The sequence below is a fragment of the Vibrio tapetis subsp. quintayensis genome, assembly GCF_030409945.1.
Taxonomy (GTDB): Bacteria; Pseudomonadota; Gammaproteobacteria; order Enterobacterales; family Vibrionaceae; genus Vibrio; species Vibrio quintayensis.
Map to the genome: position 1 here is coordinate 109,529 of NZ_JAUFQV010000028.1, position 19,682 is coordinate 129,210.

At 42.0% G+C, this 19,682-nt stretch carries 19 protein-coding genes; 4 read left to right on the forward strand and 15 right to left on the reverse strand.

Annotated elements, in window-relative coordinates:
* Genes tadF through QWZ04_RS13985 form a run of 12 tightly spaced genes read right to left on the reverse strand, consistent with a single transcriptional unit; the run spans position 1 to position 9,414 of the window.
* On the reverse strand, positions 1 to 510 hold the full coding sequence (gene tadF / locus QWZ04_RS13935) for a tight adherence pilus pseudopilin TadF (RefSeq protein ID WP_435433618.1): 510 nt from the start codon (positions 508 to 510) through the stop codon (positions 1 to 3).
* A 16-nt stretch (positions 511 to 526) separates the two neighbouring features.
* Positions 527 to 1,009, reverse strand: a complete 483-nt coding sequence (locus QWZ04_RS13940) for a TadE/TadG family type IV pilus assembly protein (RefSeq protein WP_290328886.1) — start codon at positions 1,007 to 1,009, stop codon at positions 527 to 529.
* Positions 1,006 to 1,767: a tetratricopeptide repeat protein gene (locus QWZ04_RS13945; RefSeq protein WP_290328887.1), complete on the reverse strand. Its 762-nt coding sequence runs from the start codon at positions 1,765 to 1,767 to the stop codon at positions 1,006 to 1,008. Before QWZ04_RS13945 ends, QWZ04_RS13940 begins: the two co-directional genes overlap by 4 nt.
* Complete coding sequence (locus QWZ04_RS13950; RefSeq protein ID WP_290328888.1) at positions 1,760 to 2,665, reverse strand: type II secretion system F family protein; 906 nt, start codon at positions 2,663 to 2,665, stop codon at positions 1,760 to 1,762. The genes QWZ04_RS13945 and QWZ04_RS13950 overlap by 8 nt, the downstream gene beginning before the upstream one ends.
* Positions 2,666 to 3,580 carry a type II secretion system F family protein gene (locus tag QWZ04_RS13955; RefSeq protein WP_290328889.1) on the reverse strand — a complete coding sequence of 305 codons (915 nt, stop codon included), beginning with the start codon at positions 3,578 to 3,580 and terminating at the stop codon, positions 2,666 to 2,668.
* Positions 3,577 to 4,860 (reverse strand): TadA family conjugal transfer-associated ATPase, encoded by a 1,284-nt coding sequence (locus QWZ04_RS13960; RefSeq protein WP_290328890.1) that lies wholly within the window; start codon positions 4,858 to 4,860, stop codon positions 3,577 to 3,579. The genes QWZ04_RS13955 and QWZ04_RS13960 overlap by 4 nt, the downstream gene beginning before the upstream one ends.
* A 5-nt stretch (positions 4,861 to 4,865) precedes the next feature.
* Positions 4,866 to 6,101, reverse strand: a complete 1,236-nt coding sequence (locus tag QWZ04_RS13965) for a CpaE/TadZ family protein (protein ID WP_290328891.1) — start codon at positions 6,099 to 6,101, stop codon at positions 4,866 to 4,868.
* A 7-nt stretch (positions 6,102 to 6,108) separates the two neighbouring features.
* Positions 6,109 to 6,606, reverse strand: a complete 498-nt coding sequence (locus QWZ04_RS13970) for a hypothetical protein (protein WP_290328892.1) — start codon at positions 6,604 to 6,606, stop codon at positions 6,109 to 6,111.
* Positions 6,603 to 7,922 carry a type II and III secretion system protein family protein gene (locus QWZ04_RS13975; protein WP_290328893.1) on the reverse strand — a complete coding sequence of 440 codons (1,320 nt, stop codon included), beginning with the start codon at positions 7,920 to 7,922 and terminating at the stop codon, positions 6,603 to 6,605. The genes QWZ04_RS13970 and QWZ04_RS13975 overlap by 4 nt, the downstream gene beginning before the upstream one ends.
* A gap of 23 nt (positions 7,923 to 7,945) precedes the next feature.
* Positions 7,946 to 8,743: a Flp pilus assembly protein CpaB gene (cpaB, locus tag QWZ04_RS13980; RefSeq protein ID WP_290328894.1), complete on the reverse strand. Its 798-nt coding sequence runs from the start codon at positions 8,741 to 8,743 to the stop codon at positions 7,946 to 7,948.
* A gap of 14 nt (positions 8,744 to 8,757) precedes the next feature.
* Entirely contained in the window at positions 8,758 to 9,186 is a 429-nt protein-coding gene (locus QWZ04_RS23495; RefSeq protein ID WP_353958861.1) for a prepilin peptidase, read from the reverse strand.
* A gap of 33 nt (positions 9,187 to 9,219) precedes the next feature.
* A complete protein-coding gene (locus QWZ04_RS13985; protein WP_290328895.1) occupies positions 9,220 to 9,414 on the reverse strand; it encodes a Flp family type IVb pilin in 195 nt (64 codons plus the stop codon).
* Positions 9,415 to 9,976: 562 nt separating this feature from the next.
* On the opposite strand from QWZ04_RS13985, the gene QWZ04_RS13990 reads away from it, so the two are divergent.
* Complete coding sequence (locus QWZ04_RS13990; RefSeq protein ID WP_290328896.1) at positions 9,977 to 11,662, forward strand: AMP-binding protein; 1,686 nt, start codon at positions 9,977 to 9,979, stop codon at positions 11,660 to 11,662.
* 67 nt (positions 11,663 to 11,729) lie between these two features.
* On the opposite strand, the gene QWZ04_RS13995 is transcribed toward QWZ04_RS13990, so the two are convergent.
* Positions 11,730 to 11,942: a DUF1127 domain-containing protein gene (locus QWZ04_RS13995; protein ID WP_290328897.1), complete on the reverse strand. Its 213-nt coding sequence runs from the start codon at positions 11,940 to 11,942 to the stop codon at positions 11,730 to 11,732.
* A gap of 99 nt (positions 11,943 to 12,041) precedes the next feature.
* Here QWZ04_RS13995 and QWZ04_RS14000 point away from each other — a divergent pair, with 99 nt between their 5' ends.
* Together QWZ04_RS14000 and QWZ04_RS14005 are read left to right on the forward strand one after the other, a co-directional pair.
* Complete coding sequence (locus QWZ04_RS14000) at positions 12,042 to 12,977, forward strand: LysR substrate-binding domain-containing protein (RefSeq protein WP_290328898.1); 936 nt, start codon at positions 12,042 to 12,044, stop codon at positions 12,975 to 12,977.
* Between the two features lie 66 nt (positions 12,978 to 13,043).
* Complete coding sequence (locus tag QWZ04_RS14005; RefSeq protein WP_102522176.1) at positions 13,044 to 13,256, forward strand: VF530 family protein; 213 nt, start codon at positions 13,044 to 13,046, stop codon at positions 13,254 to 13,256.
* Between the two features lie 167 nt (positions 13,257 to 13,423).
* Here the strand turns inward: QWZ04_RS14005 and fusA are convergent, their stop codons facing one another.
* The gene (gene fusA / locus QWZ04_RS14010) at positions 13,424 to 15,508 is read right to left on the reverse strand and encodes an elongation factor G (protein WP_290328899.1); all 2,085 of its coding nucleotides are present in this window, start codon (positions 15,506 to 15,508) and stop codon (positions 13,424 to 13,426) included.
* Positions 15,509 to 15,803: 295 nt separating this feature from the next.
* Positions 15,804 to 17,183, reverse strand: coding sequence for a DNA repair protein RadA (gene radA / locus QWZ04_RS14015; RefSeq protein WP_290328900.1), 1,380 nt, complete (start codon positions 17,181 to 17,183; stop codon positions 15,804 to 15,806).
* Positions 17,184 to 17,305: 122 nt separating this feature from the next.
* On the opposite strand from radA, the gene QWZ04_RS14020 reads away from it, so the two are divergent.
* Entirely contained in the window at positions 17,306 to 19,648 is a 2,343-nt protein-coding gene (locus tag QWZ04_RS14020) for a PilZ domain-containing protein (RefSeq protein WP_290328901.1), read from the forward strand.
* Positions 19,649 to 19,682 lie beyond the last annotated feature (34 nt).

The following is a 19,682-nucleotide window of genomic DNA, read 5'->3' on the forward strand; positions in this document are numbered from 1 at the left end:
TCACCTCCCTACCATGACAGAGGTAGAAGACACGGTAGTAAAGTCGACATCCATCAAGTCTCCGATCCAATTATCCGTTTCATAGCAGATAGTGACTCGGTACAGGCTCGACATTCGTCCCCAAGTTGTTATCACTGCCAAATTACTTTCGATGTCGCTGAGCGTTTCAGTAACAGAGCATTGTTGCGCTCCTCTGTTATAAACCGCCAAAGCATTGGCTAAATCAGCATTATCGTATGTCTGCTCTTCAATGCGAACGCCCAGTTGAGATGCTTCAAAACTGCCTATGGTTCTGGTCAGAGAGTTCTGGATGATGGTAAACAGCGAGTCGGCTTCAGCTTCCGTCAGCGTAAAATCAGCATCAAACAGCTGCGTTCTTTCTTTTAAGACACTGACTGCAGAAAATGACAAGCGGTCGAGCTTTCCTTGAGTAGAAAGCTTAATCACAATGTCGCCGCAAAATACCAAGAATAGGCTAAAGAACAATCCGACAATCGCAAATTCAATCATAAATGTACCGCGCTGTTTATATCTGGAATTGATCGCGTTCATATTCTTGTACCACAATAACTTCACGAGAAAAGACAGACTCAGTATCTAAGAAAAAAGCAAACACAGTGTGATAGTTATAGCTAATCGAATAAATGGCAATGGCTGAATTTGACTCAGTACCACAAGTATTTGTCTGATTTCCTTCAGCAACAGCGCAAGTGTTTGCAACGGCGACCAAGTCTTCGAGAGTATTAACGTAACGAACTGAGGCTGAAAAATTTTCTTCGTCAACCAAATTCTTCCAAATACTGTTACTTTCGTTTAATACTTGGTAAAACGCACTAATATACGAACTGGTTTCCTTTTTGGCTTGCCTAGAAGCTTCTGAGATTGCCAAATCACTGATAGCAGAAACATAGGACATCATGCTAATTTCAACCCAAGCGACGACCATCAGCCAAAAAAAACCAAAGCCTAATGCAAATTCAATGGTTACAACGCCATTATTTCGTTTCATCCGGGCTCCTCATTAAACGAAATAACATTGTTAACAGGAGTCATCGTACGTAAACCGTGATATATCATCGTAATCTGCTCTGTACTGTAATGACTTTCCAGTAGCATTTTTACATGTTCAAATTGCCCTAGATTAGCATGTGCCATTGCCAAATTAGCAACGACCTGCTGGTCTGCTTGTTCATTGATATATAATGGCGTTAGCCTTTCAACGGCAGCCTCATAGTCCCCCTCAAGAATATCGATCATGGCAAGATTGTTCTTAATGACAATATCATCGTGATAATACAGTCGCGCTAAATTAAACTGCTTACGAGCTTCATCGGTCTTACTCGTCTGCGCATACACAAGACCGAGCAAGTTATGAACACTAGATTGTTCTGGCTCTACCAGAATTGAAGCAAGACAATTCATTTCTGCTTGTCGATATTTCCGTTCATAAAAATCAACTTTTGCCTGATAGAATAAAGCTTCACTCCCCTCAGACTCGTACTCGCTAAGATTCGCCAGTTGAAATGAAGCGGATTCATAGTCCATCGCCAGTAAATACTGATTAATGAGCTTCATTCTGATCTCTGTTTTACCAGATTTCGCCAATTCCTCTTTGTAAAGTGCTATTAACTTGCTGTGATTATCTGTTTGAAGCAACATATGCTCAGTTGATGAAAAGTTAGCTTCCTCCACAGCACTTTGGTTAGCCGGTGCCGAAGTGCAACCTACTAACAACATGATACTTAAAAATTTAATTAATCTAGCCACCAGACATCAACCTCATTACTCCAGGTACCGCAATTAGAATCACGATAGGAAACATGATAAATATAATCAGAGGCAACGACATTTTTGCCGCTAGCTTGCCTATCTTTTCTTCTAAACCAAGCATTTGCACTTCTCTAATATCAACCGCTAAGGTAACCAATACGTCATATATTGAAGAACCATATTGCAGGCTCTGATTCAAGGTCATCACAAAGCTTCTTACTTCTGACGTTGGTACTCGTTGATAAAGCTCCTGCAAAGCAACTTCTAAACTTACCAACCTAGCCCTGTCATTTGTGCGTTTCAAAACATGAGCTAGATCCTTATCAAAACCTTGCATTTCCTTACCTAAGTAGGCCATAGCCGCTTCGATTGTCATCCCTGTTTGAACGCATACTCCCATTAAGTCTAGTAGATAAGGCAGTTGACTGGAGATCTTGTTTTGTAACGCTTTTTTCTTTGCAGCTAAATAAATATCAGGTAAAACAATCAGTAATACCAACCAAACCAATTCGGCTATGACATAATTTTTAAATTCCCATCCTGAAATATAGCCAAAATACCCAATCGATAGACCACCTATAACAACAAAAATATACTTAAATGGCGTCACCAACGCGGCATAACGCGTATCATAAAATCCAGCGGCCACAAATTTTTCAGACATATCAGCAGAGGATGATGTGAACATTTCATTAAATTGTTCTGTCGTTTGATCAATAAGTTGAATGTGCTTTTGAGTTTCCTTGGTCACTAAACCAAATCGCCTTAATTTACGTTTTCTCCTCAAATACTCTACGACAAAATAAACAGTTGTAGCGATCAAGATAACGAATAACCACAGTAGTAACGTAACTTGAACATCAGGTCGGGCTAGCATATCGATTATTGAGTTCATCTATTTAACCCCTTTCATCAACATCCAGATGATACTTATGCCAATAAACTCACTTATCAACATGTAATAGAGAATAGGTCGGCCTTCTTCGTGAAACATGACAAATTCATAGTTTTCTGGACTTAAGTACTGAAGCATAAATAAAAAGGTAAATGGGATCGCGGCGACAATTTTTGCGGACGTTCTGGCCTCAGCGGTCAAGGCATACTTTTTCTTTTCAATAGCTCTAGCATCAAACATCAATCTGTTTAATCGAGTCATAACATCTTTTAATTGACCACCTCGGTGCATGTTCGCTCTTAACGTGATCACAAAAAACTGAAAGGATGGATATGGGAATCTTTCACAAGCTTTACGAAATACATCATCGGGGGTTTCTCCCATCTGCAGTCGCTCGCCCATTTTTTTAAATTCGGCCCCCACATCACTATCAAGAGACTTTCCAACATACATAATGGCATGCATAATACTTTCACCAGCGGAAACTGCACTGGCGAGCATATTTAATGCATCAGGAAATGCTTCTTCAAACTGTTTTTGAGCTCGATTACTCAACCATGACAGTCCATAAACAACACCCACGATCTCTACAATGCCTATAATCAACAAATCATTACCACGAATGAATCTTGAATTGAGCTCAGAACCAATAAAAAACAACAACAATACAAAACCAATCACTTTTAACAGCGCCATGCTACCGAGTTGATTTAACAAATTATGCCAATGTTCAAGGAGCCTTTGCATTAGTGATTTTTCCAGCAACGATTGAAAATCGATGGCTTGGTCATTGGTCATCGAATCCACTCGTACTGTCTTGTTAAACTCCTGCAAATAAGTGTGTTTAGGCTTTCTGAATAGCGCCACTATCAGAAATACAAGTGCACCGAATAACAGCATCATCCAAATAATCATTGTGCTGATCCAACTTGAAAAGCTGATTCTAGCTGCGCTTCTAAGCCAAAGAAGCGCGCTTTTTCAACCAAAATAGAGCGCTTCATTAGCCCTGCGGTAACAAAGTTACCATCAACTTTATCCGCGTTGGGGTTACTGTATTCTGGTTTAAAACGATATAACTCTTCGAGTACAACATTTTGCCCCTCCAAGCCGACAACCTCAGTAATACTCATTACTTTACGGCTGCCATCATGCAGGCGGCTAATTTGAATGACAATGTCAACAGCGCTAACAATCGTTCTTCTAATAGCCTCTAGTGGTAAATTACTGGTGGCCATCATCACCATAGCCTCAACCCTTGCAAGTGCATCCCTTGGTGTATTTGCATGCAAGGTAGACATAGAGCCATCGTGGCCAGTGTTCATTGCCTGAAGCATTTCAAAGGCTTCACTACCACGACACTCCCCAACAATAATTCGATCGGGACGCATACGTAAGGCGTTAATAACAAGATCCCGCTGATGAACAGCTCCGGTATTTTCAATGCCAGATGTTCTGGTTTCTAACCGGACAACATGAGGCTGCTGAAGCTTGAGTTCCGCCGCATCTTCTATGGTAATAATCCGTTCTTTTTCAGATATAAACTGAGACAAGGCATTGAGCATGGTTGTTTTACCAGAACCCGTACCGCCTGAAATTAGAATATTAAGCCGGCAACGTGCGGCAATCATTAATAGCTGTGCCATTTCAGGGCTCATTGCGCCAAAGTCCACCAACTTTGAGAAATCGATAGCGTGTTTTTTGAACTTACGAATAGAAACGGTCGTGCCGTCTAGAGCAATAGGAGGGATAACAATATTGACACGGCTGCCATCAGCCAAACGAGCATCACACATAGGTTGTGATTCGTCGACACGTCGCCCTACTCGAGAGGCAATACGTTTGGCGATTTCAATCAATTGATGCTCGTCGATAAAGTTAATTTCAGCTTTTTCAACTAAGCCGTTTCGCTCAATGAACACCTGTTCATGGCCATTAATCATAATATCTGTGATGGAGTCATCGTCCATCAGGATTTGCAGTGGCCCTAATCCATTCAATTCATCAACTAAGTTTCGGACAAAATCACTTCTTAAAACCGCAGGAACGGGGAGGTTCTCCCTATCAACCAGCATATTGACAGCTTTACTAATCTGAGCTGCTAGCTGTTCGTCAGATAAGTTATCTAAAGCTTCAGGCTCTAATGCATCAAAGATTTGCCGCCGTAAGCTTTTGTATATTTCCTTTACACCATACATAAGGACTACCCCTTACCAAAAGAAAAACTAAGGCCTTTCTTTTTAACATTGCCATCTTCGCCCAAAATCAACGACGCTAGCTTTCTTATTTCTCGACCTGGCGCCCCCCTGAGAGTGACGACGCGTTTATTTTCTAATAGGCGAGAGTCGAGTTTTTTAATGTAAGGTAATTTGATGTCAATAGGCGATTCTAAGTACTGCTCTGCTTCCGCGACGGTGACCGTCGCCATTGCTTCTGGTTGAACGTGATTAAGCAACAAGATCATTCTTAGTGAGTCTTTTTCGTTAATTTCGGTAAAGCGCTTTTTCATCCGCGCTGCTTCTCTTAATGAAGCAACCGTCGGAGTAAAGGCAATAACCAAACAATCAGATACATCCACTATTTCACTGTAACTGAAGTTCAGCGCTGCGTTGGCCGAAAAATCTTCGATGACAAAGTTGGCATCTTCAGACACATTGTCCATCACTGATTTTGTGTACTCTTTTAGATCTTGAGCAGACAAATCATTCGACGTTAACGCGAGCACCGACAACATGCTATTGCGCTTTTTCAATAAACTTTGTGCAGACGTGTTATCTAAGCTACTCGCTAAAGAACCGGGGCGTACTTCCATTTTTTCAAATTTCTCGATACCTAGCATAATATCGAGATTTCCACCTTGGTAATGATTGTCCACAACAATACATGAAGCGTGCTTTTCCGCAGTAAGCAGCAAACTAACTTCAGCTGTAATCATAGTTGTACCAATTCCCCCCTTACTGCCAATAATGCTGATTCTTTTCGCCTTACGTCTTTTGCCTATCCCGTTGGCCCTGCGTCGGTTATCCCAAACGCTTTTTACAAAATCAATCATCTCTTCTTTGTTTACAGGCCAAAACAAATAGTAAAAACCGAGCTTTTTAAGGTTTCGGATGGTAGAGATAGCATCTTCGCTACCAACAATAACCACAGACGCGTCATTAGGCAGTAGGTGGCTGATTCGCTCAGCATCTTGGGTGACATTTTGACTTTGGTTTAGCTCAACAATGATAATTTCAACATTTGCACCACGCACATGATCAGATATCAAATCATCGGTATTCTCGCTCAATGTAGGTGGGACATAACCTTCAAATTTATACGCTTCTTTTACCATTGAGCGACACTGGTCTGTTTGATAAAACAGTACCGATGAAATGTCTGACTTTTCTTCAGGGGCCTTTTTTTCGCCTTTTTTTAGTACATCAACTAAATCAAACATAGCCCACCTACTCTTCTAACGGCTTTTCAGGGTTAGTCATCGATATCCAACGATTCGTCTCCGCAAAACATCCTTCGTTGCGTTGTTGGCTAGATTGATCTAGTCGATAGTAATCACACAAGGGCACGACGGCACTGTGGGTTAATACGTCGATCTTAATGTCAAACTCACGCTCATCATCTGCACTAAATTCCTGCTTACTCAGTGAGAGTTTCTCCCGATCTAATCCTAAAGAAATAAGATATTGCAGATAGTCTTTCGATAGCTTTTCGGCTTTTTTTGAATTCCACGTTAGCGACACCGATTGATTGGAAACCATATTCCAATGCTGTTCCACAAAATCATCCAACTTTTGTTTCACCGCTTTCACATCATTATTTTTGATATTTAGCTGGAGGCTATAAGTAATCGGCACGACTTCGATAGCGGTACCTTGACGTTCTTCAACCAAGTCAGCGCAGCCACTGATTGCAAATAATAAAATACTCACTATAAATTGCTTCATTGCTTGAACCCTCCGCTAGCCAATACCTGTTGTAACCATTTCTCTTCTGACTTGGGGTAACTTGTATCTATCGCAAAGAAGCGGCTCAAGTTAGTGGTTCTTTCCATCATAGGCAATTGAATCTGAGAGGCCTTAACAGGTTCAACAAGGTTAACCGTCGCGACAATCACCAATTCGGTTTTCTTACGCTCGGTGCCTGTTTTTCGAAACAAAGCGCCTAAAATAGGGATGTCTCCGATATAGGGTATTTTTCGCAATGATTCTCTGTCTTCGGTATTAAGCAAACCACCTAAAACAAAGCTTTGCCCATCACCTAATTCGATGGTGGTCCGTGCTCGCCTTGTCTTTAGCGCTGGTAGGTTGTAAGTGGCATTTTCGTACTGGTTATCAAGGGAGCTGACTTCTGGCATCAATGACAGTTTTATTTTGTCGTCACGCAGTACTTTAGCCATTAACTCTAAGCGAATGCCATATTCTTTGTAGAGAACGTTTGTCCCACCGTCTACGATTGTGACTACTGGCAGTTCACCACCAACAAGGAAGCTGGCTGTTTCACCAGAAATAACAGAAAGGTTTGGTTCAGCCAACACTTGGCCTACGTTGTCATCGCCTAATGCGGTAATAACAGAAATGATGTCACTTGCGCTTATATTGGTAAGTTGATCGACAAAGACACCAGGCTCAGTGGTTCCTATTTCAACTCCAAAGTTTTCTAAAAAGGAGTGGGATACTTCTGCTACAGATATTTTAACATTCACTTGTTTGGTAGAAACAACATCGATATTGTTAACTATTCCCTTAAACTTGGTTTTTTGCATAAAATCCATGTTGTAGCTTTCACTACCGAGTTTCCATGCCACATTAGTTACTTCAGCATCTTTACCTAGTAGCTCTCCAACCAAATTGTAAATGCCATCTTTCTGCTCTTGAGTCGCAACTGTGCCACTTAATACAGCTTGTTCTGCCAGATTGTAGATACTGACATCTGCCTTTGGATAACGAAGCTGTATTTGCTGCTGAATATGAACCAGGCTTTTGTTTACTATCAACTTCCTAGCGACTTGAGTATTACCTTCATCATCAAATACCATCATGGTGGCACTGCCGATCTGCTTACCAAACACCACCACTTTGTTTTGATCGATCACCTGATAGTCAGCAATATCTGGGTTGGAAATAAATACAGAACTAATACCTGATGGGACATCAATCGTTGTCGCATCACCCTCTGCTAAATTCACGATTCTCGCGGCGTACGCACAACTACTAATAAGCGTAATGACTAGAGCAATCGTCTTGATCATTTTTGTAATCATCGAAATTCCCTTTGATAAACATTTTATCGAATACTCACTTTACCCGCGCGATACTCTTTGATTGCTCGGTAGTCAGGTAGCACATCGCCCGCATCCGCGTGCAGCTGCTCAGCTTGTTCTCTACCCAATGATTTATGAACTTCGATTTGCGCGATGTTTTTTGCAATAGCAAGTTTGGCTACTTGCTTTCGAGTCAGCTCGAGAATCAAACTCGTTTCTTTCCTTTCTGAGGTGTTTTTTGTCGCTGGGGTGATCTCTTGCTCAACTTTTAGAACTTTTACGGCCATTAAAACGGGTGATATTGAGACACTTTGAAATGTACCAACTTGGTCATCATTCGCTAAATTTTGATTAACAGAAGACAAGGCAACGATGTCTACTAAAGTTCCGTTGCGTATCAGCCCACCAACTATGGCATTTTCCGATACCGATATTGGATATGGGACATAACCTTTTTCAATAATAAAATCGATGTATTCATCATCACCAGGAGACACAAACAACTCCTGAGTAATAAACTGCCCCTCGGCAACAACAGATTTAACAAGTAAACCATCCTGCCATTCAAATTGCTTAACTGGCACATAGCCCATTTCAAACGCATTTTTTTCGAGTACAGATATTGATTTTATGTCACTTCTCAATGCCAAATGTTTGAATGTCATCGTTTTATTGGCTACAAATATCTCGACCATAACTGGTGGTTTTTCTTCTACAAGATCCACCGTTGGTTTCACCTGATTTAAATACGACTTTGACAAACTGAACAATGCAGCTCCAGTTAATATCAAAGTAACAGGAAGTAAAATTTTTAATCTCATAGTTGACCTTTATACTAAAGGGAAGCAAGCAACAAAAAATAGCCACTAATAGAGATGGGAATGCCATAGGGTATTCCTTCGGTATTACTTTTTCCTATACAAATATTTAATGCTACATAGACTATAGCTAAGGCTCCCCCAAAAAAAAGAGATAGCAAAAAAAACAAATGATAATAATTTGTGTTTATAACAAATAAGAAAATAGATATTAGCTTTATATCACCAGACCCTATTACCCGATGAAGAAAGAACATACCAAATATTGAGAAAGCTAACCCATACAACACTTGGTAAACAGAGACTTGGACACCTAATTTAAATATTGATGAGATACATATCACAGCTAAAAAAAATGTAAGTACCCAGTTCTCAATTTTTCTAAATTTAATATCTGTATAGCAAATTCTTGCACAAATAATTAATATAACTATAGCGAATAACAAGTAATACCTTATAACTAAATCGCGTTTCGAGAGCTATAATTTACTGGTAATAGTAGTCATTGCTTTGTCTAACGCCGTTTTAAGTCCACCCGTGTCAGCAAATACAGCAGCAACTGTTGTCGCAATTGCAACACCAATAATAGCGTATTCGATAGCGGTTACGCCTCGTTCATCTTTAACAAAACGTGAAATGGCGGCTCTAACATATAGGCATGTAAAATTTTCCATAACTAACTCCATTTAATATTTTACTGATATAACTACCAATTAGATATCAGCGTTAATTAATATTAGCAGTGAATATTAGTACCTTCAAATATTTAACTTGATTTTATTTAACTCAAAACGAGATCTAACCCCCATAAATTAAAACCTTTAATATCAGCAACTTAGTTCACCAAAGAACTTTAGTTTGAGATATTGGTCACTACAAGTTTTCATATTCAGCTCATGTTAAGGTTGAGGAATTTATATTGCCTCATATTAAATGAGACATTAACATTTAATAACAAATACTTAGATCATAAGTTTTACTTGTTTTTTTAAAAAAATTTAGTTGATAGAATCTATAAAATAACAACCCATTACTACGGTTTTCAGACATATTATTGCAGTCAACCGCTCACAAATTACAATTACACTGGATTGCTCATTCGTTGTATCAACAGTTAATTTCTAAGCAAAACTCACCAACTTAGACTAAATTTCTATTGACGACCAATGGTCGGATCACTTAAATTTAACAAATAAGCAACATAAAAACAAAATCATAACGACATGGAGTCACACGATGATTCAGCCAGTAAGCACATTGAACCCAACCTGCTCTCTTCCTCCTCCTAATGAGATGATCTTAAAGTGGGCGCAAGAACGCCCAAATGAGGTTTACCTCCGACAGATCAAAGATCGTCAGTTCATCGACTTCACTTTCCAAGAAGTTGCAGATCAAGCGCTTAAATTAGTAACCGCTCTGCAAGATCTTGGCGCTCAACCTGGCGACAAAATTGCGCTGATTTCTAAAAACTGCGCCGAGTGGTTTATCGTGGACTTAGCACTCATGCTTGGTGACTTTGTCAGCGTGCCTATTTTCCCAACCGCAGGAAGTGACACCATTGCTTACTGCTTAACGCACAGTGAAAGTAAGATTCTCATCGCTGGAAAACTAGATGACTCTAAAGCAAGTGTTGATGCTATTTGCACCTTACCTGACTTAGTCACTATCGCTCTGCCCTACGACAGTGCTCCTCCATGTAAATACCAATTCACTGAACTCATTAGCGACGTTCAGCCTAGTGAGTTTAGACCTGAGCACCATGACGACAAACTCATGTCCTTGGTATACACATCCGGTACGTCTGGCTTACCTAAAGGTGCCATGCTGACTTATGGCGGCTTCAGTTGGTCAGTTCAACGCTTGATAGACCATATAGGTATTCAGGGCGGCGATCGTCTCTTTTCTTATTTACCTCTTGCTCACATTACTGAGCGAGTCTATGTTTTTGGGTCATCTATTATGGGAGGTGTTCAAACGGCCTTTCCTGAGTCTTTGGATACCTTTATAGAAGACGTTAAAATGCACCGCCCTACACTGTTTATTTCGGTGCCGCGCCTATGGACTCTGTTCCAACAAAGAATTCAAGACAAGTTACCGCAACGAAAATTAAATATCCTATTGAAGATCCCTTTCATCAACGGGATCATTAAGAAGAAACTGATTGATGGGCTTGGCTTAGATAAAGCGCGAGTCTTGGGCTGTGGTTCTGCGCCTGTTTCGCCATCACTGCTCGAATGGTATCACTCGGTCGGAATCAACATCACCGAAGCTTGGGGCATGACAGAGTCTTTCGCTTACAGCACACTAAATTATCCATTTAAGGCGAACAAAATTGGTACTGTAGGTAACGCTGGACCAGGTATCGAACTTAAGATCGCCGAAGATGAAGAAATTCTTGTGCGCGGGCAAGGTCTATTTTCTGGCTATTACAAAAATGATGAAGCAACCGTTGAATCTTTTAATAGCGACGGCTGGTTATACACTGGGGATATAGGCCATATTGATAGCGATGGCTACCTCACTATCCTCGGCCGTAAGAAAGATACATTTAAGACGGCAAAAGGTAAGTTTGTCGCCCCTGTACCAATTGAGAATAAACTTTTCGAATACAGCCGTGTTGAAATGATGTGTTTAATAGGTTCTGGTTTGCCTGCGCCTGTTTTGCTTGTTGTTCCGCACGAATTCACAAACTTTGATCACGCTCGTTATGAACGTACGACTAAGAAAGTGATCAAGAGAATGAACGAAACTCTTGAATCCCATGAACAAATCAAAGGCGTCTTGATGATTAAAGACCCTTGGAGTATCGAGAATGGCATCCTCACGCCCACACTAAAAATTAAACGCCACGTGTTAGAGAAGAAGTATCACGATCAATGTGCACAATGGCCGAAAGGGCAACTTGTGGTGTGGGAAGAATAAATCCAATATAAAAAAGAGCACTGAATTCTTCTTGAATTCAGCGCTCTATCTGGCATTTTTCATCGTCTTATTTCCAAAATGGTTTGTTACTTTCTTTCTGAACACTCACTCTATCGATACCCACATCATCAAGAAGATGGCTTGGCAATTGCGCTAAGTGACGCCTGGTCTTGGCATTTCTCCTCCACGTCAGAGCAATTGATAAGATATTCTTAATCATCGCTGATAATGTTCTCGTATTGATTCTGACTTGGTTAGACTTAGAAATAACGTTTTCCATATGTACTCCTTGCTTTAGTTCGAACTCATGGTTAATAATTAACCAATAGAGCGTATCTCTCAAACGATACAAATTGGCATTGAGTTAAGGAAAACTAATGTGATGGAGCGTACTCCACCTTTTCAGGGGATTTACTATTTTTGTCGAGCAGCTGAACTAGGAAGCTTTAAACTGGCCGCTGAGAAGCTGTTTGTCACTTCTGCGGCTATCAGCCAACAAATTCGACAACTAGAAGACTGGTTAGGCGCAGAGCTATTTATACGGCAACACAGAAAGGTAGTGCTGACTCACGAGGGAGAAATCCTTTTTCAGCAAGCTAAAAAGGGCTTTGATCATTTGCAAGATGGAATTCGGCAGATCAATCAAGATAGGAACCCGAATCAACTGTCAATCTCGACCCTCCCCTCTTTCGCACAACATTGGCTTGTGCCAAGAATCGTCGATTTTCGATCTCAACACCCCAACATTGCCATGCTAATTGAACCGACTAATCGCTTGGTGAATTTTCATGATTCCAGTGTCGATATATGCATTCGATACGGCAAAGGTGGCTATAACAATGTTGAGTCACACTGGCTTGCTGATGAAGTTTTATATCCTGTCTGTCATCCTATTTACCAAAAAGCTCATAATATCTATCAATTGTCGGATTTGGCAAATGCCGATCTCATAGAAGACACCTGGCCCGACATCGATTGGGGGATATGGCTGCGCAATATTGGCTTAGAAGCGGGAAAACCCACCTTACAGTACAATGGCTCACATTTCGTATTAGAGGCTGCTCTGTCCCTTCAAGGCGTAGCTTTAGTGAAACACTCTCTGGCCTATCGGTACTTACAAGAGGGCAAGTTAGTACGGATTGGCAACGTCGCGATTCAACCAGCTTATAGCTACTATTTGTGTGCCCCTGCGGGCTACTTCAAGCGAGAAAAGGTCAAAATATTCTGTCACTGGATCAAGCAACAAATAGAACAATCGACCATGCTGGGCCGAGAAGAATTGGATATCATCGAAGCTGAGTACACGTCAGATTAAGTCCTGCTATTTAGTAATGGTGTTATACTGACAGCCATAATCTGAAACAAAGTAGATGCACCTATCATGGAACAAGAAAATAACCCATTGCATGGGATCACGCTAAAGAAATTACTGACCGAGTTGGTCGATCATTATGGCTGGGAAGAACTCAGTTATATGGTCAACATCAACTGTTTCAAAAGTGATCCGAGCATAAACTCAAGCCTAAAATTTCTACGTAAAACCGATTGGGCTCGAGAAAAAGTAGAAAAGATTTATATTGATTTGAAGAGATAAGTACCAAAAGTTAAGTACTAAAAGCTAAGTTCGAAAAACGAAGTAAGAGCTTAAAAGCGACTTTGGCCTTCGAGTGTAGCGGCCTTAGGCCTTTTCTTAACCTGCTTTAAAACAAAAGCCCCGCAAGTTTTCACTTGCGGGGCTTTTTAGTTAATTAGAGAAAGCGATTATTTGTTCGCTTTTTCTTCTTTAACTTTAGCGATAACTTCTTCAGCTACGTTCATTGGACATGGTGCGTAGTGAGAGAACTCCATAGAGAACTGACCACGACCAGAAGTCATTGTACGTAGAGAACCGATGTAACCGAACATCTCAGAAAGAGGGATGTCAGCTTTAACACGAACACCAGTTACGCCAGCCATTTGGTCTTTGATCATGCCACGACGACGGTTAAGGTCACCGATTACATCACCAACGTGATCGTCTGGAGTGAACACGTCTACAGCCATGATTGGCTCAAGAAGTTGTGCACCAGCTTTTGGCATAGATTGACGGAATGCGCCTTTTGCTGCGATTTCAAATGCTACTGCAGATGAATCGACTGCGTGGAAGCCACCATCGAAAAGTTCGATTTCAACATCAAGAACAGGGAAACCAGCTAGAACACCAGTATCCATCATGCCTTTGAAGCCTTTCTCGATTGCAGGCCAGAATTCTTTAGGAACGTTACCGCCCACAACAGAAGACTTGAACGAGAAACCTGAACCAACTTCACCTGGTTTCATTGTGTAGTCGATCTTACCGAACTGACCAGAACCACCAGATTGTTTCTTATGCGTGTAGCTATCTTCAACTGCTTGAGTAATAGTTTCACGGTAAGCAACTTGAGGAGCACCAACAGTCAAGTCAACACCGTAAGTACGCTTAAGGATGTCTACTTTGATGTCTAGGTGAAGCTCACCCATACCTTTTAGGATAGTTTCGCCAGTTTCTTCGTCAGTTTCAACTTGGAAAGACGGATCTTCTGCAACCATTTTACCAATTGCAACACCCATTTTTTCAGAGCCGCCTTTATCTTTAGGCGTAACAGCAATTGAGATTACAGGAACAGGGAAAACCATTGGCTCTAGTGTTACTGAATCTTTAGGGCTACACAGAGTGTGACCAGTTTGAACGTTCTTCATACCAACGATAGCGATGATATCACCCGCTTGAGCGCGAGTAAGTTCGTTACGGTCGTCTGCTTGCATCTCAACCATACGGCCAACACGCTCAGTTTTACCCGTGAATGAGTTAAGGATAGTGTCACCCTTGTTCAATACACCTGAGTAGATACGTACGAACGTTAGAGCACCGAAACGGTCATCCATGATTTTGAATGCTAGCGCTTTGAAAGTTTCTTCAGTAGAAACGATCGCGTGCTCGCCAGTTTCTTCGCCTGCTTCGTCCATTAGAGGTTGTGGATCAACTTCAGTTGGAGAAGGCAGGTAATCAACTACAGCATCAAGGATAAGTTGCATGCCTTTGTTTTTGAACGCAGAACCACAGTAAGCTGGGAAGAATGCCATTGTGCGAGTACCTTTACGGATACAAGCTTTAAGTTGCTCGATAGTCGGCTCTTCGCCTTCCATGTAAGCTTCCATTAGGTCATCGTCTTGCTCAACAGCAGTTTCAACTAGCATCTCACGGTATTCTTCAACCTGATCAACCATGTCAGCTGGAACGTCTTGAAGCTCGTAGTTTTCTGGAAGACCAGTGTCATCCCATACGAAAGCTTTACGAGTAAGAAGGTCTACAACACCAACGAAACCGTCTTCGATACCGATAGGTAGAACCATTACTAGTGGGTTAGCACCTAGTACGTCTTTAGTTTGCTTAACAACACGGTAGAAGTCAGCGCCCATACGGTCTAGTTTGTTAACGAAGATGATACGTGCAACTTCAGATTCGTTCGCGTAACGCCAGTTAGTTTCTGATTGTGGTTCAACACCACCAGAACCACAGAATACGCCGATGCCGCCATCAAGAACTTTAAGAGAACGGTAAACTTCTACTGTGAAGTCAACGTGTCCCGGAGTATCGATAACGTTAAAACGGTGATCATTCCAGAAACAACTTACCGCTGCAGATTGGATAGTAATTCCGCGCTCAGCTTCCTGTTCCATGAAGTCAGTAGTTGACTCACCATCGTGAACTTCACCAGTTTTGTGGATCTGGCCAGTAAGCTTTAGGATACGCTCAGTTGTCGTGGTTTTACCCGCATCAACGTGCGCGAAAATACCAATGTTTCTGTATTTTGATAAATCAGTCATCGTTTTACTCTATTAATAGGATATAAAATGCGCGCAAAGTATACCACAATCTGTCAAGACTAATAGTATTGCGTGCATTCGATAGAAAAAAACTCGCCGCGCATAGCGTGGAAAGTTATGTGTTTAAACTTTAGTAGCGATCAGTTCGGTTTTCTATTCTATATAGCTAAAATAGTTCCTCTACGTGACAATCTCTGCGCATTTTTCAGCTCGGATACTACGTCTCGCGTACTAGGGTTAAAAGTTTGCGCCGATTATAGCCATTTTTGTTATGGGTTTGAATAGAAAAAACACACTAAAGTTCATCAAAAGCTTCTATCGCGTCAGAAAGCTTTTTAACACCATGAATTTGCATACCTTCAATCCCACCTTTTGGCATGTTCGCTGCAGGCACTATCGCTTTTTTGAAACCATGCTTGAATGCTTCCATCAAACGCTCTTGCCCACTAGGTACTGGGCGGATCTCTCCAGCCAGCCCAACTTCACCAAATACAACCACATCTTTTGGTAACGGGCGATCTCGAAAACTGGATAGAAGTGCGACCAATAATGCTAGGTCTGCACTGGTTTCCGTCACTTTTACGCCGCCAACCACGTTAACAAAGACATCTTGGTCTGCCATTTGTAAGCCCCCGTGCTTATGCAATACCGCAAGCAACATCGATAACCTGTTTTGATCTAGACCAACAGCCACTCGGCGCGGGTTAGACAGTTGCGAATAGTCCACCAGCGCTTGTATCTCGACTAACAATGGCCGTGTACCTTCCCACACCACCATGACTGAACTACCAGAGGTTTCTTCTTCGCCACGGGATAAAAAGATAGCGGATGGGTTACTGACTTCTTTAAGTCCCTGCCCTGTCATGGCGAAAACACCCAACTCATTCACCGCACCAAATCGGTTTTTGTGGCTACGAAGCGTTCTAAATCGGCTGTCATTACTGCCATCCAATAACACAGAACAGTCAATAATATGCTCAAGAACTTTAGGGCCAGCCAGGCTACCATCTTTGGTAACATGGCCAACAAGAAATATGGAGACATTGTTTTGTTTAGCGTAGCGAGTTAACGCAGTAGCGGACTCCCTCACTTGCGCCACACTTCCTGGGGAGGACTGTACATCTGCAACGTGCATGACTTGAATTGAATCGATCACCATAATACGAGGCTGTTCTTTCTCTGCGATCTGGCAAATCTTATCGACATTCGTTTCAGACAACATCTTTAAGTTATCTTTAGGTAGCCCTAATCGAGATGCACGCATTGCAACTTGCTGTAACGACTCTTCTCCAGTCACATACAGGGTCGGCATTTCACCGGCTAAACGGCACATGGTCTGTAATAATAGGGTCGACTTACCCGCACCAGGACTTCCCCCGATCAATATCGCAGCACCCGGCACAATTCCGCCTCCAAGAACTCGATCTAGCTCTTTGAAACTGCTACTAAAACGCGGTACTTCTTGTAAATCGATTTCAGACAACACTTGAACTTGAGAATCAGTCGCTGCCCCCGCATACCCAGAGATTCGCTCATTGCGTGCCACTTGTGGCGACGCCGCCAGACGAACTTCTGAAATTGTATTCCATGCACCACAAGCATTGCACTGACCTTGCCAGCGGGGAAAATCCGCGCCACAATCATTACAAACATACGCGCGTTTTGCTTTCGCCATACCATTCCACTTCTTAAAAACTATACTTAAAGATATCTAAAACTAGACTAAGCGTATAATCTACTAAAGGTACAACGTACCTCGCCGATAACTCACTAAGGATAAACACTTTAACAGAAACCATGGAACAGGCAGAAATACTCTCTTTCGTAGAACGACTAATTCCCGCATATCATTCCGGTGATTTTGACCTTGTGTTGTCTCAGATGACAGAGGGGGAGCACCCTTCCGCCAAAATCATCATTAAGATGGAGCTGAAACGCGTCATGGCGCCATGCAGTAAATCCATTGATTTGCGAGGCCGTGTTCAAGGGGACTGTCGTGAATACAACCTAAATGGTATCCGCCACTGGTTCGATGATGTGGCCATCAATGCTTACCATAAAAAGGTGAAGCGTTATGGCGGTTATACGGAAGGTGTTTGGGAAGCTCTGGTGAATACCCGCAATAACTTTAGAGTGATGAGTAAAGTTCGCTCTAATATGCCCTACAGCATTACTGACCCAGAAAGCCCATACGAGGCAGAATTCATTCGGTTGGGGTACGATCTTCGCCGTCAAGAAAATCGCTTACGCATGGCTAGCCAAGTCAATATCAAGCTGAGCTCTGGTCAAGAGATCCACGGGGTAAGTGTTGATCTTTCCTGTTCAGGTGCACGTTTTAAAGTGCCGAGTGCGTTTGACTACCGTTTAGGTGAAGTCATACAAGCCACGTTTGTACAAATTGCTAAGGAAGTAAACGACCCTCAATTGGAAGAAGCGCTGGAATACCGAATTTTAGGTGTCGATGATTGCTACGAAAATAATAGCGTCCGCTGGCTGAGATTAAAAAGGCTAACAGACACTGACGTCATTGCCCACGCCATCGAAGAACTGCTACAAAAAAGCAGTAAACGTGCGAAACACGATAACCAAGACCATATCTTGCGCGCTCGATCTCGCGGATATGAACACTGCTATTTACGCCACACTACCAATTTACCGCTGTTTTTTAGTGGGGCTAACTTACGCTACGCTTTACTCACCGATGCCAACCAGCCTATTTGGAATTACTGGCACGATGAACGAAACCAACAAGCCTTTGGTACTTTGTTTACTAACGACCGTATGGCGCCACTTATCCAGCCAGGAATGAAAGAAAGCAGTAACTTTGTGTATTCTTTTACCCACGACCACCAAGATAAAACGCTGTTCTATAGCATGATGCTTCCTGAAGCCACCATTGCTCAACGTCAATTATTTTGGCATGTCGGTGCTAGACGTGATAGCTGGCGCGTTCACAAGCTACATATGTTTGAGTTAACTAAAGACGATATCGAGCACCTGCTTGAAGTCGCTCCAGAGATGAAAGAATCGCTCAATACGCTCACTCATATTGGTATCTTGCAAGAAATCAGTGACGCAACGAACAGCTCGGATTATTTGCTAACCGAAAAACCAACGCTGCCAAGCTCAGAACTTAATCAGTATCGTCATTCTCGATCCGTCGTGGGAACACCTCAAGGGGTCTACTTTGATGCCAGCGCTCAACGTAAAGAGCCTCGCTTCATGTTTGACTCCCCAGTAGAAGTGACAGCGAACGGTGCCGAGGCCATTAAGGGACAAAGTGTTAACTTTTCGACCCGAGGTATTCACTTAACCCTAGAGTCGCCACTGTCGGCAAAAGCGGGTGACGAAGTTCGTATCAACTACCTTGAATTACAACGTTATGACACGAATGTTCCACTGTCTGACGTGAGCTATCAGGTGATCAGGTTAAGCCCCGATAGCAAAGAAATTCAGTTGACCATCATCGACAGTCAACAAGCGAATCGCAGCATTAATTTCTTAAAAAGGCTAATAAGCCACAACCAATCAAAACTGGTTGAAGATACAGAAGAGCTACCATCCAAAGAGCTACTCAATGCAATGCACCTTTTGCTATTGAATCGAATGGTGAGTATTCCATTTTATATTGAAAAGAAAGACAGAATTCTTCAGCCAAAGGCGGTAGGTGTTAACTTCCCTCTGCATTCTTTAGCGAAAATCCTACAATCACTGGGCCATGCGGGCAAAGTATCGTTGGAGCCTCTGTTTAAAAATCGGACCAATACGTTATTGGCATCCCCAATGCGCCCGGTAGAGGGTGCGCAACCTCAATTCCATGATCTGTATATTGGGATTGTGCAAAACGGTAAACAGATTGAACAATTTGCAACCAAACTGCATAGTGATTTTGAGAGTATTGAAGAACGAATTTTATTCGTGAAGAAAGCAAAACTGAAAGGCAGGTTCTATGCCTTGAGACTATCTGGGATGCCTATTTTTGAGTCCACGTCCAACTTACTAAACCTCGAATTGGGCGATCTTGCAAAAGCAACTATGCATCATGCGCGCGCACTCGAAAAAGAGTTTAACAACTTGGTGGGTTATGGAGAGTTAGTTGATATCACCGATGAAGTACTCATCCGATTAGAGCTTACTTAGTGATGAAGAGCCGGCTTCCGTTCACTAGAACGAA

Bases quoted from the DNA above. Each gene is read 5' to 3' on its own strand.
- tadF (WP_435433618.1), bottom strand. From the start codon at position 510: ATGATTGAATTTGCGATTGTCGGATTGTTCTTTAGCCTATTCTTGGTA.
- QWZ04_RS13955 (WP_290328889.1), bottom strand. From the start codon at position 3,580: ATGATTATTTGGATGATGCTGTTATTCGGTGCACTTGTATTTCTGATA.
- QWZ04_RS13940 (WP_290328886.1), bottom strand. From the start codon at position 1,009: ATGAAACGAAATAATGGCGTTGTAACCATTGAATTTGCATTAGGCTTT.
- QWZ04_RS13965 (WP_290328891.1), bottom strand. From the start codon at position 6,101: ATGTTTGATTTAGTTGATGTACTAAAAAAAGGCGAAAAAAAGGCCCCT.
- QWZ04_RS13995 (WP_290328897.1), bottom strand. From the start codon at position 11,942: ATGGAAAACGTTATTTCTAAGTCTAACCAAGTCAGAATCAATACGAGA.
- QWZ04_RS13970 (WP_290328892.1), bottom strand. From the start codon at position 6,606: ATGAAGCAATTTATAGTGAGTATTTTATTATTTGCAATCAGTGGCTGC.
- QWZ04_RS13990 (WP_290328896.1), top strand. From the start codon at position 9,977: ATGATTCAGCCAGTAAGCACATTGAACCCAACCTGCTCTCTTCCTCCT.
- QWZ04_RS14020 (WP_290328901.1), top strand. From the start codon at position 17,306: ATGGAACAGGCAGAAATACTCTCTTTCGTAGAACGACTAATTCCCGCA.
- QWZ04_RS13985 (WP_290328895.1), bottom strand. From the start codon at position 9,414: ATGGAAAATTTTACATGCCTATATGTTAGAGCCGCCATTTCACGTTTT.
- fusA (WP_290328899.1), bottom strand. From the start codon at position 15,508: ATGACTGATTTATCAAAATACAGAAACATTGGTATTTTCGCGCACGTT.
- radA (WP_290328900.1), bottom strand. From the start codon at position 17,183: ATGGCGAAAGCAAAACGCGCGTATGTTTGTAATGATTGTGGCGCGGAT.
- QWZ04_RS14005 (WP_102522176.1), top strand. From the start codon at position 13,044: ATGGAACAAGAAAATAACCCATTGCATGGGATCACGCTAAAGAAATTA.
- QWZ04_RS13950 (WP_290328888.1), bottom strand. From the start codon at position 2,665: ATGAACTCAATAATCGATATGCTAGCCCGACCTGATGTTCAAGTTACG.
- QWZ04_RS13960 (WP_290328890.1), bottom strand. From the start codon at position 4,860: ATGTATGGTGTAAAGGAAATATACAAAAGCTTACGGCGGCAAATCTTT.
- QWZ04_RS13975 (WP_290328893.1), bottom strand. From the start codon at position 7,922: ATGATTACAAAAATGATCAAGACGATTGCTCTAGTCATTACGCTTATT.
- cpaB (WP_290328894.1), bottom strand. From the start codon at position 8,743: ATGAGATTAAAAATTTTACTTCCTGTTACTTTGATATTAACTGGAGCT.